This window comes from Duganella paludis, assembly GCF_054461335.1.
Genome location: NZ_CM136922.1, coordinates 3,172,588 through 3,186,547, shown reverse-complemented (window position 1 = coordinate 3,186,547; position 13,960 = coordinate 3,172,588). Strand labels below are relative to the sequence as shown.

Sequence of the window (13,960 nt, the reverse complement as noted above, 5' to 3'; positions counted from 1 at the left end):
TTGTGGGGCGAGTGTGCTACGCTGAGGGTTTCCCGTAGATTTTTTGCTAAGGAGCCCTCCACGCATGCCCCATAACATCAGCCTGATTACCACTATCGCCGCCGCACTTGGAGCTGGTCTCCTGTTCGGCTATCTTGCAACGCGCCTCAGACTACCGGCGCTGGTGGGTTATCTCGCTGCGGGCATTATCATCGGCCCGGCCACGCCTGGCTTCGTGGCGGATACCGCACTGGCCGGCCAGCTGGCCGAAATCGGCGTGATGCTGATGATGTTCGGCGTCGGCCTGCACTTCTCCCTCGACGACCTGTGGGCCGTGCGCAAAGTAGCGCTGCCCGGCGCGGTGCTGCAAATCGCCGTCGCCACGGCGCTCGGCATGGTGCTGGCCCACTACTGGGGCTGGAGCATCGGCGGCGGCCTGGTATTCGGCCTGGCGCTGTCCGTGGCCAGCACCGTGGTGCTGCTACGCGCCCTTGAGGAGCGCGGCATACTCGATAGCTTCAACGGCCGCATCGCGGTCGGCTGGCTGGTGGTGGAAGACCTGGTCACCGTGCTGGTGCTGGTGCTGCTGCCGGCGCTGGCCGGTTCGCTCGGCGGCATTGCCGTCGACGGCCACGGCGCCCCCATCGCGCCGGAAGACGTCAACCTGTGGAAGACCCTGGCCATCACGCTGGGCCAGGTCGGCGCCTTCATCGTGCTGATGCTGGTGGTCGGCCGCAAGCTGTTCCCCTGGATTCTGTGGCAGGTGGCGCGCACCGGTTCGCGCGAGCTGTTCACGCTGTGCGTGATCGCCGCCGCCGTCGGCATCGCCTACGCCTCCACCCACTACTTCGGCGTGTCGTTCGCGCTGGGCTCCTTCTTTGCCGGCATGGTGCTGCGCGAATCCGAACTGGCGCACCGCGCCGCCGAGGAATCGCTGCCGCTGCGCGATGCGTTCGCAGTGCTGTTCTTCGTTTCGGTCGGCATGCTGTTCGAGCCGTCCATCCTGGTCGAACAGCCATTGAAGCTGCTGGCGGTGGTGGCGATTATCGTGGTGGGCAAATCGGTGGCCGCCTTCCTGCTGGTGCTGGTGCTGCGCTACCCGGCCAAGACCGCGCTGATGGTCTCGGCCAGCCTGGCGCAGATCGGCGAATTCTCCTTCATCCTGGCCGCACTGGGCCTGTCGCTCAAGCTGATGCCGGTGGAAGGCCAGAGCCTGATCCTGGCCGGCGCCATCATCTCCATCGCGCTCAATCCCGTGGTGTTCCGCGTGACCAAGCCGCTGGAGCGCTGGCTCGGTAAAAACACCGCTCTGGCCGCCAAGTTCGAGCGCCCCGCCGATCCGCTGGCCGAGCTGCCGATGTCGGTGCCGCACGAGCACCTGCGCGGACAGGTGGTGCTGGTCGGTTACGGCCGCGTGGGCCGCCGCATCGCGGCGGCGCTGAAAGAGAAAGCCATTCCATTCGTGGTGGCGGAACAGAACCGCGAAGTAGTCGATCAGCTGCGCCGCGACGGCGTCAATGCCGTTGCCGGCAACGCGGGCGAACCGGCGGTGCTGATCCAGGCGCACATCGCGCATGCGTCGATGCTGGTGATCGCCACGCCGGACACCTTCCACGTGCGCGCCATGATCGAAACGGCGCGCGCGCTCAACCCGAATATCAAGACGGTGGTGCGCACCCACAGCGATGAAGAAGCGGAACTGCTGCGCAACGAGCGCGCTGGCGAGATCTTCATGGGCGAACAGGAACTGGCCAAGGGCATGACGGCCTTTGTGCTCGATAACCTACAGGGCAAACAGGACCAACACCATTGAAGCACTTGCTCCCTTTATTGACGCTTGCCGCCGCCACAGCGGCAGCACAAAACGTGACAGCAACGCTGAGCATCATTGACGACAGCGCGCTTGAATTGCGCTACGATGTGCCGCCATCGTGTACATCCCTGAACTTCTTCAACGACGGCATCAGGCCACAAGAAGCCGCCAGCATTCGCGCCGACTGGCAGCCCATGGACAATTGTGCCAAGGTGGATGGCCAGCATATCCAGCGCGGCGCGGCCAGTTGCAACAGCCTGCGCATTCGTGTGCCTGCCACCACCCGTGATGTGGACCGCATCTACCCTTGGGCATATCCGATCGGCGAGGGCTTCTTTGCACACACCAGCGTCTATGCGGTGACGCCATCATGTGGCGCGGTGGACTGGAAGTTCGTCGCGCAGGGCACCGTGGTCGTCAACGGCGTCATCTCCGGCGCGCAGGTCTCGGCACCCGCGACGCAGGCGCTGATCGATGACTCGCCCGTGGTACTGCTGATGAAGCAGTCCAAGGCGCCGGTCCACATGGGACCGGGCTTCACGGAACCAGACCAGCGCCTGCTCAACGAAGCCCTGCGCGGCACCAGCAGCTATCTGCAGAACGCCTTGCCGGGATTGAAGCTGCCGTCACCCTACATCGTCGCCACCGTGTCGCCCAACGCTTACAACTGGCGCGGCGACGCCGCCAATCGCACCACCATACGTTTGAGTTTCCCGTCGTCGCCAAGCGAAGAGGTGAAGTCCAACATCCGCTCGCTGATCGCGCATGAAACCAGCCATTTGACGCAGCCGCTGGAATGGAAAGATGCATGGGACGACGATATCACCATGTTCAAGGAAGGCGGTGCGGAATTCCTGCGCTGGAGCGTCAGCGCCGCCATGGGCTGGCGTGATAAAGCCGCGCTGCAGCGCGATCTGGAATCCGCGTTCAGCGACTGCATCATCGCCACCAGCGGCAAGAGCTGGAAACGCACCGTCAACCGCAAATGGGGCCGTACACCCTATGCCTGCGGCCTCGCCTTTCATGTCATCGGCCTTTCCGCCCGAGGCGACGCGCAGTCCGCTGCACTCGCGATGCGCGACTACTATCGCGATGCGGCTGAACGAAAAGTAGCCAACTTCGAACAACTGGAGTGCCGTGCCGGCGAGACCTGCAAAACGCGGTGGCTGTCGCGTCTGGGCAGCGACGAACCGGTCGCCGCCATCTTCGCCGACTATGCAAAAATACCTGGGCCCTTGATACGCCCGGCGACCACCTGGAGCGCCGGTGTGAACGACTCCATGGCCAACCTGATGATGCACCAGCTAATGCGCGCCGACTGCAACGGTGGCGTCAGTTTCTACAACGTGGAAAAAGGCTTCCGGGTTGCAGACGGGCTGACTTGCAAGGCATTGCGCGTTGATATGACCGTAACCGGCATAGAAGGGCAGCCCTTCAGCACCAGTCAGCGCGCCTCGCAGGCAGCCAAGGCTGCGTGCGACGATAAACGCCAGATCAAATTGAATCTGCAAGGCGGCGACACGGTCAACATCGCCTGCAATGCGATTGAGCTGCCTTCGGAACTCTACAGCGTCGATATCGACCTCGCCCTGAAAAACCTGGCGCATCCCAATACGCGACTGCGGCAAATACAGCAAACGGCTACAGACTGACCGCCAGCTCCGCGCCTTCCTTGATGGCGCGCTTGGCGTCCAGTTCCGCCGCCAGCGCGGCGCCGCCGATTTTGTGGAAGCGCGGCCACGAAGCATTGGCTTTCACTTCCTCCTCGCTCGGCATCAACTCCGCCAGGCTGTCCTGGCCCGCGCAGATCACCACGTTATCGACCGACAGCAGGCGCTGCTCGCCGCCGACCGTGATGTGCAGGCCCTGATCGTCGATGCGGTCGTACTGCACGCCGCCCATCATCACCACGCCGTTGCGCGCCAATACCGCGCGGTGCACCCAGCCCGAGGTCTTGCCCAGGCCTGCGCCGAGGCGCGAAGCCTTGCGCTGCAGCAGATACAGCTGGCGCACCGGTTCCGGCTGCGAAGCCGGCACCAAGCCGCCCGGCGTATCGCCCTTGAAGCTCACGCCCCATTCCTTGGCCCAGACATCCAGCGCCAGCGGCAGCGGATGCTTGTGGTCGTGCAGCAGGAACTCGCCCATGTCGAAGCCGATGCCGCCGGCGCCGATGATCGCCACGCGCTTGCCCACCGGCGCCTTGTCGCGCAGGACGTCGATGTACGACAGCACCTTCGGATGCTTGATGCCTTCGATCGGCGGCATGCGCACCTTGATGCCGGTGGCGACGATGACATCGTCATAACCCTCGGCCAGCAACTGCTCGCGCGATACACGCACGCCCAGTTTCAGCTTCACGCCGGTCAGTTCGATCTTGCGGGAGAAATAGCGGATGGTCTCGGCGAATTCCTCCTTGCCCGGCACCTGCATGGCGATCTTGAATTGCCCGCCCACGCTGTCGGCGGAATCGAACAGGGTCACATCGTGGCCGCATTCCGCCGCCACCGTGGCCGCCGACAAGCCGGCCGGCCCGGCGCCCACCACCGCCACGCGGCGCTGCTTGGCCGTCGGCGCGTACACCAGCTCCGTCTCATGGCAGGCGCGCGGATTCACCAGGCAGCTGGCGCGCTTGTTGGAGAAGGTGTGGTCCAGGCAGGCCTGGTTGCAGCCGATGCAGGTGTTGATTTCGTCGGTGCGGCCCTCGGCCGCCTTGATCACGAAGTGCGAATCGGCCAGGAACGGCCGCGCCATCGAAATCATGTCCGCCTCGCCGCGCTGCAGGATGCCTTCCGCTTCGGCTGGCATGTTGATGCGGTTGGAGGCCACCACCGGTATCGTCACTTCCAGGCGCAGGCGTCCCGCCAGGCTGGCGAAGGCGCCGCGCGGCACCGAAGTGACGATGGTCGGCACGCGCGCCTCATGCCAGCCGTAGCCGGTGTTCAGGATGGTCACGCCGGCCTGCTGCAGGCCTTTGGCGACGGCCACCACGTCTTCCCAGGTATTGCCGCCTTCGACCAGGTCGAGCAGCGAGTGGCGGTACATAATGATGAAATCATTCCCCACTTCGGCGCGGATGCGCTTGACGATTTCCAGCGCCAGGCGCATGCGGTTCTCGATGCTGCCGCCCCAACGGTCGGTGCGCAGATTGGTGCGCGAGCACAGGAACTGGTTCAGCAGATAGCCTTCGCTGCCCATCACCTCCACGCCGTCGTAGCCGGCTTCGCGCGCCAGCTTGGCGCAGCGGGCGTAATCACGGATGGTCTTTTCGATACCGGCTTCGCTCAGCGCGCGCGGCTTGAACGGCGAGATCGGCGACTTCTTCTCCGACGCCGACACCACGAAAGGCTGATAGCCGTAGCGCCCCGAGTGCAGGATCTGCATCAGGATCTTGCCGCCCTCCTCGTGCACCGCCTTGGTCACGCGCCGGTGATTGGGCACGTCGCCCTTGAAATTGAGCGTGCCGCCGAAGGGCAGCAACCATCCGGAGCGGTTCGGCGAGATGCCGCCGGTGACGATCAAGCCGACGCCGCCGCGCGCGCGCTCACGATAGAATGCGGCCAGCTTGCCGTAGTTGTAGAAGCGGTCTTCGAGCCCGGTGTGCATCGATCCCATGATGACGCGGTTGCGCAGCGTGGTGTATCCCAGGTCGAGCGGGGCCAGAAGGTGGGGGTATGGTGTAGTTTTCATATTGCCCGCATTAAATCCCATTTCTTTAGATATGGGCTTCTAAAGTCCGTGCGTGCTGCGCTTGTATTCTGCCACCCTTTACCGTAGGCTGGTCAAATGATGCGATTCCTTCTGTTTTTGTTGTTAGGTGTGACCGCCCAGCTGGGGATGGCGCAAGCACCGAAGCTTGAATTGCCCAAGCTGGAGGTCTCGGTCAACCGCGTGGATCAGGACAACCACCACATGTACGAAGTGGACGCCACCGGCACGGTGGCGGCGCCACTGCCGAAGGTATGGCGCATCCTCACCGGTTACGAGCGCATGGCGGAATTCGTGCCCGACATGGAGTCGTGCCGGGTGTTGTCACGCAATGGCAATGAAGTCATCATTGAACAATTCGGCGTGGCCCGGCTGCTGTTCATGTCCAAGACCATCCACCTGATCGTGCGCGCGATCGAGCAGCCGATGTCCGCCATCGACATCTCGCTGATCTCCGGCGACATGAAGCACTACGAATCGCGCTGGGAATTGATCCCGGTGCCCGAAACCGGCGGCACCAAGATTATCTACAAGGGCCGCATCATGCCCAACTTCTACGTGCCCGGCATCCTCGGCTCGAAAATGATCCGCAGCGATATCGAGCGCATGATGAGCGCCGTGCTGGCCCGTCTCGATCGCCGCGACGCGCCCAAGGTGGAAGCTATCCCGCAGCCCTCCACTCCTTAATTTCCAAACTAAGCCAGATACGCATCCTTCGAACGCAGCTCGGCGAAGTTTTCCAGGCTGCCGATCTTGACCAGCACCGGGTTCAGGCTCAATTGCGCCTGCATGGCGCGCCAGGCGAACTGCCATTCCTGTTCCTGCGCTTCGGCCACGGTCTTGGTGAAGGCCTGGCCCAGGGCCGCGCGCGTGCCGTATTCGATGGCGCCGTCAATGCCCGCCCAGCTGGGCAGGGCGCGTTGCACCGCGCGGTGCAGGCGCTCGCCGAATTCCTCGGTGTTGTGGACGATCAGGCAGGCGTCGGCCGAGAACAGCTCGAACAGCTTGGGATCCCAGGCCTGGGAAAAACTCAGCGTCAGGCAGTTGGACGCGGGACGCAGGATGAATTGCCCCTGGCTCAGCGCCAGTTCCAGGTCTTCGCGCACGCCGTAGCGGTACAGGGTGGGCGGGCGTTGGTAGTCGTGCATGGTGTTCTCACATAAAAAGTTTAACGCTTGCGGCGGACATGGCGCTGGGAACGCATCCACGCCGACGCAATGAATATTTCGCGCAGCAACGAGATGAAGCTGCCGACCAGGCAAAGCACCGACACCACGAAGGTGCCGGCAATGTATTTGTCCAGGCCGATGTTGGTGATATCGCCAAGGAACAGCATCGCCACGATCACGCACACGAACAGCCCGCAGGCGGTCGACAGCGCGATCGACATGTTGATCAGGTGCGAACGGCGGTACAGCACATCGAGTTCATTCAGATACGGGTCGCTATAGGCGATGTCGAGCCGGTCTTCCAGCACGCGCGAGCGGTCGATGATGCGCGCCAGGCGGTTGGTCAGCACGATCAGGTTGGTGCACACGCCCGACAGCAGGAACACCGGTGCGATCGCCAACTGGATGATGTGACCGATGTCGCCGATCTGGAAAGTCATGAGTGCCATGGATGTTGTTCTTGTCGATTAGTTCACAGTGTAGCAGCCCGCGTCTCCCCGGGCCGGTTTTCAGGCGAAGCCGCGGGTGCGCTTGAACTGTTCGGTGGCCCCCACCAGCGCGCGCGCGATGCCGGTTTCCATGGCGCCGTGACCGGCGTCCGGAATCATCTTCAGCACCGCTCCGGGCCAGGCCTGGTGCAGGCGCCAGGCCGACACCGGCGGACAAATCACGTCGTAGCGGCCCTGCACGATCACCACCGGCAGGTGGGCGATGCGGTCGACATTGCGCAGCAGCTGGTCTTCGCTGAAGAAGCCGAGGTTGGCCATGTAGTGCGATTCCAGCCGGCCCACGCCCAGGTCCAGCGCGTCCGACGGCGGATCTTCGGCCTGCGGCAGCAGGAACACGCGGCGGCCCTCGAAGCGGCTCCAGGCGCGCACCGCCGGCCAGTGCACGGCCGGGTCGTCGCTCATGATGCGTTTCACATAGGCTTGCAGCAGGTTGCCGCGCTCCGCTTCCGGTATCGGTGCGATGAAATCGGCGTGCACCTCGGGATGGAACCATTGCGCGCCATCGAGGAACCAGTCGATCTCGGGCTGGGTGCAGAGGAAGATGCCGCGCAGCACGAAGCCGAGGCAGCGCTCCGGATGGGCCTGGCCGTAGGCCAGCGCCAGGGTCGAGCCCCAGGAGCCGCCGAACACCAGCCATTGCTCGATGCCGAACTGCACGCGCAGGCGTTCGATGTCCTCGATCAGCAGCTGGGTGGTGTTGTTGCGGCACTCGCCCACCGGCACCGACTTGCCGGCGCCGCGCTGGTCGAACAGGATCACGCGGTACTGTTCCGGATCGAAGAAGCGGCGATGCTGCGGCGACAGGCCGGCGCCGGGGCCGCCATGCAGGAAGATCACCGGGATGCCGTCGGGATTGCCGACCTCTTCCCAGTAAATCGTGTGCAGTTCATCGACCGCCAGCATGCCGTGCTGGCTTGGAATAATCGGTGGAAACAGGGGCGAGGCGGAGTCGAACATGGCTATCCTTAGGCGTTGATAGCAGATTGTACGAAAAAAAAGCCGGGATCGCGAACGAGCCCGGCCTTGTGTAGCGGCGTTGCCGCTTTAGGACATGTGCTGGCCGCCGTTGATGGCGATGTTGGAGCCGGTCACGAAGGCCGCCTCATCCGACGACAGGTAGGCCACCAGGCCCGCCACTTCTTCCGGTTTGCCCAGACGGCCCATCGGAATTTGCGGCACGATCTTGGTGTCGAGCACTTCCTGCGGGATCTCCATCACCATCTTGGTGCCGATGTAGCCCGGCGAGATGGTGTTGACGGTCACGCCCTTGCGCGCCACTTCCAGCGCCAGCGCCTTGGTGAAGCCGTGCATGCCGGCCTTGGCGGCCGAGTAGTTGGTCTGGCCGAAGGCGCCCTTTTGACCGTTCACCGACGAAATGTTGATGATGCGGCCCCAGCCACGTTCCACCATGCCGTCGCACACCGGCTTGGTCATGTTGAACACGGAGTCCAGGTTGGTGCCCATGACGGCGTCCCAGTTCGGCTTGTCCATCTTCTTGAAAGTCATGTCGCGGGTGATGCCGGCGTTATTCACCAGCACGTCCACCGGACCGATGTCCTTCTGGATGGCGGCGATGCACTGTTGGGCGGAATCGTAATCGGCTACGTCGCACGGGTAAGCGCGGAAGTTGTAACCCTGGTCACGGGTGGTGGCCAGCCATTGCTCAACTTTGGGATTGCCAGGGGAATACGTGGTGACAACACAATAGCCTAATGCCGATAGCTTGAAACAAATCGCTTCGCCCAGACCACCCATGCCACCGGTTACTAATGCAACTCTTGCCATTTTCGTCCCCTCTTCTTAAACAAACACAAAAATCGATACACGGCCCGGCTCCCGCCGGGCCGCCAGTTCAATTACGCGCGTTCGATGGCCAGCGCCACGCCCATGCCGCCGCCGATGCACAGCGAGGCCAGGCCTTTTTTCGCGTCGCGACGGATCATTTCGTGGATCAGGGTCACCAGCACGCGGGCGCCGGACGCGCCGATCGGGTGACCGATGGCGATCGCGCCGCCATTGACGTTGATCTTGCTGGTATCCCAGCCCATCTCCTTGTTGACCGCCACCGCTTGCGCGGCGAAGGCTTCGTTAATTTCCAGCAGGTCCAGGTCGTCCGGGGTCCAGCCGGCCTTTTTCAGGCACAGCTTGGTGGCCGAGACCGGGCCCATGCCCATGAAGGCTGGGTCCAGGCCGGACGAAGCATAGGCCTTGATCTTGGCCAGCACCGGCAGGCCCAGTTCCTTGGCCTTGGTGGCGGACATCATGATCACGGCGGCGGCGCCGTCGTTCAGGCCGGAGGCGTTGCCGGCGGTGACCGTGCCGTCCTTGGCGAATGCTGGACGCAGACCGGCCAGGCCTTCCAGGGTCGAGCCTGGTTTGACGTATTCGTCGGTGTCGAAGACGAAACTGCCCTTCTTCTGCACGATTTCCAGCGGCAGGATCTCATCCTTGAACTTGCCGGCTTTTTGCGCGGCTTCCGCTTTCAGCTGCGATTGCAGGGCGAACTCGTCCTGCTCGGCGCGCGAGATGTCGTATTTCTTCGCGACGTTCTCGGCGGTGGTGCCCATGTGGTACTGGTTGTAGGCGTCCCACAGGCCGTCGACGATCATGCTGTCGATGGCTTTGAAGTCGCCCATGCGGAAACCGTCGCGCGAGCCGGGAATCACGTGCGGCGAGGCGCTCATGTTTTCCTGGCCGCCGGCGATGACGATCTGGGCGTCGCCGGCCTTGATGGCTTGCGCCGCCAGGTGGGTTGCCTTCAGGCCGGAGCCGCACACATGATTGATGGTGAAACCGGGAATGGTGTTCGGCAGGCCGGACTTGATGACCGCCTGACGCGCCGGATTCTGGCCGACGCCTGCGGTCAGCACCTGGCCCAGGATCGCTTCGCTGATCAGGTTCGGATCGATGCCGGTCTTGGCCAGCAGGCCCTTGATCACATGCGCGCCGAGCTCGGAGGCTGGGGTCTTCGCCAGGCTACCGCCGAATTTGCCTACACCAGTACGGCCAGCGGCCACGATAACTACATCATCCATTTGATTCTCCAATGCGCCGGCCGGAACCGGCTAAGTTGAGCAACAACGCGAACTTTTATCATACGCCGTCCACAAATAAGGCGTGGCAGGTTTCGATGCTGCGCCGCCGCGAGACGCAAGCACCGGGCACCAATCGTATGCGCAGCTTTCCGCACTGACCTTGATGCGCATCAAACCCTAACGTTTATATTTTGAAGAAATAGTAACTATTTGTCACGATAATAATTTGATACCATCCAGCGAGGCGGCACACTGCTCCCGTATCACGTTGACGAAGTCGAGTACGTAAGCCCTATGTTTCTGCGCCTCCGGGACCGATACGAACAAATCGCTCCACAAGCCCTGCTCGCCCACGGGGCGTGCAATCACGTAGTCATAATCCACATAATTCTTGATCGCCCAGTTCGGCAACGCAGCAATTCCGCGCCGGCTGGCCACCAGTTGCAGCACGGCGACGGTCAATTCCGCAGTGCGGCGCTGGAAATCGACGCCGGCCGGCTGCAGCACTTCGCGGATCAGATCGATGCGCTCGGCCGGGACCGGATAGGTGATCAGGGTTTCGCCCTCGAAGTCGGCGGCCTGCAGGCGTCGCTGGGCTGCCAGGCGGTGTTTTTGCGCCATCACCACCAGGATTTCGAAGCGGAACAGGGGGAACGTGGCGAATTCCGGGCCGTAGGGCGAGCCGATCACCAGGTCGGCCTCGCCGCTGCGCAGCAGGTCCGCCGGTTCGCTGTGGAAGCCCGACACCAAGTCGATCTCCACCTCGGGCCAGCGTTTGCGGAACTCATCCATGACCGGCATCAGCCAGTCGAAACAGGTGTGGCACTCCAGCGCCACCCGCAATTGACCGCTATCTCCCTGCATCAGCCGCGCAACTTCGCGCTCTGCGGTTTCAATTTCGGGTAATAGCATGTCAGCCAGCTTGAGCAGCCGGGCGCCGGTGGCGGTAAAGCTTATCGGCACGGATTTGCGCTCAAAAAGCGGCCCACCGTAGCGATCTTCCAGTAACTTGATTTGATGGGACAGGGCCGACTGGGTCAGGTTGAGCAGTTGCGCAGCGCGCACCAGGCTACCGGCCGAACGGAGCGCACTCAGGGTGCGTAAATGACGTATCTCTAGCATGGTCTATTAATTATTTTCATGTGATGCCGCAAAATCTTTCGTTTTGATTATAGACCGGTTTGCCGCACACTTTATCCCACCAATATTAAATGCGGATGACAGCACCATGACCAATAGTAACAAAAAGATACAGACCCACATTCCCGGCTTTCCACGCATCGGCGCGGCGCGCGAACTGAAATTTGCACTGGAGCGCCACTGGCGCGGCGAGCAGGACGAAACGCAACTGGAAAGCACCGGCCGCGAACTGCGCGCCCGCCATTGGGCCTTGCAACGCGAAGCCGGGCTCGACTTCGTGACGGTCGGCGATTTTGCGTTTTACGACCAGGTGGCCAACCACATCCAGCTGCTGGGCGGCGAGCCGGCGCGCTACGGCTTCACGCCCGAGCAGTCGCAGCTGAGCCGCTACTTCACCATGGCGCGTGGCCGCAGCGGAGCCACAGCGCACGCTGACGGTACGCACGAAACCGGCTGCGGCTGCGGCCAGCCGCAGGAAGACGGCGCCCTGCACGCCGCCGCCGCGCTGGAAATGACCAAATGGTTCGACACCAACTACCACTACCTGGTGCCGGAATTCAGCGCCGACACCGTGTTCGCCCTGTCCTGCGAGCGCCTGTTCGATGAAGTGGCCGAAGCCCAGGCCCTCGGCCACGCCGTCAAGGCCACCCTGATCGGTCCCCTCACCTTCCTGTGGCTGGGCAAGTCCAAGGGCGACGCCGATTTCGACCGCCTCTCCCTGCTGGACCAGCTGCTGCCGGTGTACGGCCAGGTGCTGGACCGCCTGAAAGCGCTGGGCGTGGAATGGGTCCAGATCGACGAGCCCATCCTCGGCCTCGACTTGCCGGCCCCGTGGCGCAGCGCGTTTGAAAACAGCTACTGGCAACTGAACCAGGTCGGCGTGCCGCTGCTGCTGGCGACCTATTTCTCGCCGCTGGAAGAAAACCTCAGCCTGGCCTGCCGCCTGCCGGTGGCCGGCCTGCACGTGGACGGCGTGCGCGCCCCGCACGAGCTGACCAGCATCGCCGACTGGCTGCCGGTGCACAAAGTGCTGTCGGTCGGCATCGTCGACGGCCGCAACATCTGGCGCACCGACCTCGACGCCGCACTGGCCGTGCTCGCGCCCATCGCCGACAAGCGCGGCGGCAAGCTGTGGTTGTCCTCCTCCTGCTCGCTGCTGCACGCGCCGTTCACGCTGGCCGCCGAAACCGCGCTCGATCCGGAAATCCGCTCCTGGCTGGCCTTCGCCACCGAAAAACTCGACGAACTCTACCTGCTCAAGCGCGCCCTGCACGGTGAATACGACGCCGGCACCACCGAAGCGCTGGCGGTTTCGCGCGCCGCCATCGCCAGCCGCCGCGCCAGCCCGCGCGTGCACCAGGCCGCCGTTGCCGCGCGCCTGGAGGCCCTGCCGGCCGACGCCGGCCAGCGCCGCGCCGGCTTCGCCCAACGCCAGGCCGAGCAGCGCGCCCGCTTTCAGCTACCTTCCTTCCCCACCACCACCATCGGCTCCTTCCCGCAAACGCCGGCCATCCGCAGCGCCCGCGCCAGCTTCAAGCGCGGCGAACTGAGCCTGACCGACTACGAAGCCGCGATGCGCGACGAAATCGCCGACGCCGTGCAGCGCCAGGAAGCGCTGGGCCTGGACGTGCTGGTCCACGGCGAAGCCGAACGCAACGACATGGTCGAATATTTCGGCGAGCAGCTGGACGGCTTCGTCTTCACCCAACAGGGCTGGGTGCAATCCTACGGCTCGCGCTGCGTCAAGCCGCCCATCATCTACGGCGACGTCAGTCGCCCGAAAGCCATGACGGTGGACTGGACCGTGCACGCGCAAAGCCTGACCGCCAAGCCGATGAAAGGCATGCTGACCGGTCCCATCACCATCCTTCAATGGTCCTTCGTGCGCGACGACCAGCCGCGCGCCCGCACCGCGCTGCAGATCGCGCTGGCCATCCGCGACGAGGTGGCGGACCTGGAGCAGGCCGGCATCGGCATCATCCAGATCGACGAGCCGGCCGTGCGCGAAGGCTTGCCGTTGCGGCGCGGCCGCTGGGACGCCTACCTGGACTGGGCCACGCACGCCTTCCGCGTCTCGGCCAGCGCGGTGGCGGACGCCACCCAGATCCACACCCACATGTGCTACGCCGAGTTCAACGACATCCTGCCGCAGATCGCCGCCATGGATGCCGACGTCATCACCATCGAGACCAGCCGCTCGGACATGGAGTTGCTGAACGGCTTCGGCCGGTTCCGCTACCCGAACGAAATCGGTCCCGGCGTGTACGACATCCACTCGCCGCGCGTGCCGGACCAGCAGGAAATGGTGCGCCTGCTGCAGAAAGCCAGCGCAGTGATTCCGCCGGCCAACCTGTGGGTCAATCCCGACTGCGGCCTGAAGACGCGCGGCTGGGCCGAGACGGAAACGGCGCTGCGCAATATGGTGGCGGCGGCCCGCCAGTTGCGGGCGATCTATTGATCAGCGTAACGTCTCCGCGCAATCAGCGTCATTCCCGCGCAGGCGGGAATCCATGCGCCGCCACCGCCGGCCCGTGATTATGGGTTCCCGCATACGCGGGAACGACGTTCCGGCGACATTTTTACAGTAGAATGCTGGTGCCTGCGCATGCG

11 protein-coding genes are annotated in these 13,960 nt (G+C 63.6%); 4 read left to right on the top strand and 7 right to left on the bottom strand.

The window, feature by feature from the left end:
- The first annotated feature begins 64 nt into the window (after window positions 1-64).
- Both ACXZ1M_RS14220 and ACXZ1M_RS14215 read left to right on the top strand, forming a co-directional pair.
- Window positions 65-1,792, top strand: coding sequence for a cation:proton antiporter domain-containing protein (locus ACXZ1M_RS14220; protein ID WP_459053777.1), 1,728 nt, complete (start codon window positions 65-67; stop codon window positions 1,790-1,792).
- Window positions 1,789-3,444: a hypothetical protein gene (locus ACXZ1M_RS14215; RefSeq protein ID WP_459053776.1), complete on the top strand. Its 1,656-nt coding sequence runs from the start codon at window positions 1,789-1,791 to the stop codon at window positions 3,442-3,444. The genes ACXZ1M_RS14220 and ACXZ1M_RS14215 overlap by 4 nt, the downstream gene beginning before the upstream one ends.
- On the opposite strand, the gene ACXZ1M_RS14210 is transcribed toward ACXZ1M_RS14215, so the two are convergent.
- Window positions 3,434-5,479 carry a 2,4-dienoyl-CoA reductase FMN-binding domain-containing protein gene (locus tag ACXZ1M_RS14210; RefSeq protein ID WP_459053775.1) on the bottom strand — a complete coding sequence of 682 codons (2,046 nt, stop codon included), beginning with the start codon at window positions 5,477-5,479 and terminating at the stop codon, window positions 3,434-3,436. The genes ACXZ1M_RS14215 and ACXZ1M_RS14210 overlap by 11 nt on opposite strands.
- Window positions 5,480-5,575: 96 nt before the next feature.
- Between ACXZ1M_RS14210 and ACXZ1M_RS14205 the strand changes: the two genes are divergently transcribed.
- The gene (locus ACXZ1M_RS14205; protein WP_459053774.1) at window positions 5,576-6,184 is read left to right on the top strand and encodes an SRPBCC family protein; all 609 of its coding nucleotides are present in this window, start codon (window positions 5,576-5,578) and stop codon (window positions 6,182-6,184) included.
- Window positions 6,185-6,192: 8 nt separating this feature from the next.
- Here ACXZ1M_RS14205 and ACXZ1M_RS14200 read toward each other — a convergent pair whose 3' ends face one another.
- From ACXZ1M_RS14200 to ACXZ1M_RS14175, 6 genes are all read right to left on the bottom strand, one after another.
- Entirely contained in the window at window positions 6,193-6,645 is a 453-nt protein-coding gene (locus ACXZ1M_RS14200) for a hypothetical protein (protein ID WP_459053773.1), read from the bottom strand.
- A 20-nt stretch (window positions 6,646-6,665) separates the two neighbouring features.
- Window positions 6,666-7,106, bottom strand: coding sequence for a DUF2721 domain-containing protein (locus ACXZ1M_RS14195; RefSeq protein WP_459054016.1), 441 nt, complete (start codon window positions 7,104-7,106; stop codon window positions 6,666-6,668).
- A gap of 69 nt (window positions 7,107-7,175) precedes the next feature.
- A complete protein-coding gene (gene pip / locus ACXZ1M_RS14190; RefSeq protein ID WP_459053772.1) occupies window positions 7,176-8,132 on the bottom strand; it encodes a prolyl aminopeptidase in 957 nt (318 codons plus the stop codon).
- 87 nt (window positions 8,133-8,219) lie between these two features.
- Entirely contained in the window at window positions 8,220-8,960 is a 741-nt protein-coding gene (gene phbB, locus ACXZ1M_RS14185) for an acetoacetyl-CoA reductase (protein ID WP_459053771.1), read from the bottom strand.
- Window positions 8,961-9,031: 71 nt separating this feature from the next.
- Window positions 9,032-10,210 (bottom strand): acetyl-CoA C-acetyltransferase, encoded by a 1,179-nt coding sequence (locus ACXZ1M_RS14180; RefSeq protein WP_459053770.1) that lies wholly within the window; start codon window positions 10,208-10,210, stop codon window positions 9,032-9,034.
- Between the two features lie 213 nt (window positions 10,211-10,423).
- The gene (locus tag ACXZ1M_RS14175; RefSeq protein ID WP_459053769.1) at window positions 10,424-11,332 is read right to left on the bottom strand and encodes a LysR family transcriptional regulator; all 909 of its coding nucleotides are present in this window, start codon (window positions 11,330-11,332) and stop codon (window positions 10,424-10,426) included.
- Between the two features lie 106 nt (window positions 11,333-11,438).
- Here ACXZ1M_RS14175 and metE point away from each other — a divergent pair, with 106 nt between their 5' ends.
- The gene (gene metE, locus ACXZ1M_RS14170) at window positions 11,439-13,808 is read left to right on the top strand and encodes a 5-methyltetrahydropteroyltriglutamate--homocysteine S-methyltransferase (RefSeq protein ID WP_459053768.1); all 2,370 of its coding nucleotides are present in this window, start codon (window positions 11,439-11,441) and stop codon (window positions 13,806-13,808) included.
- Window positions 13,809-13,960 lie beyond the last annotated feature (152 nt).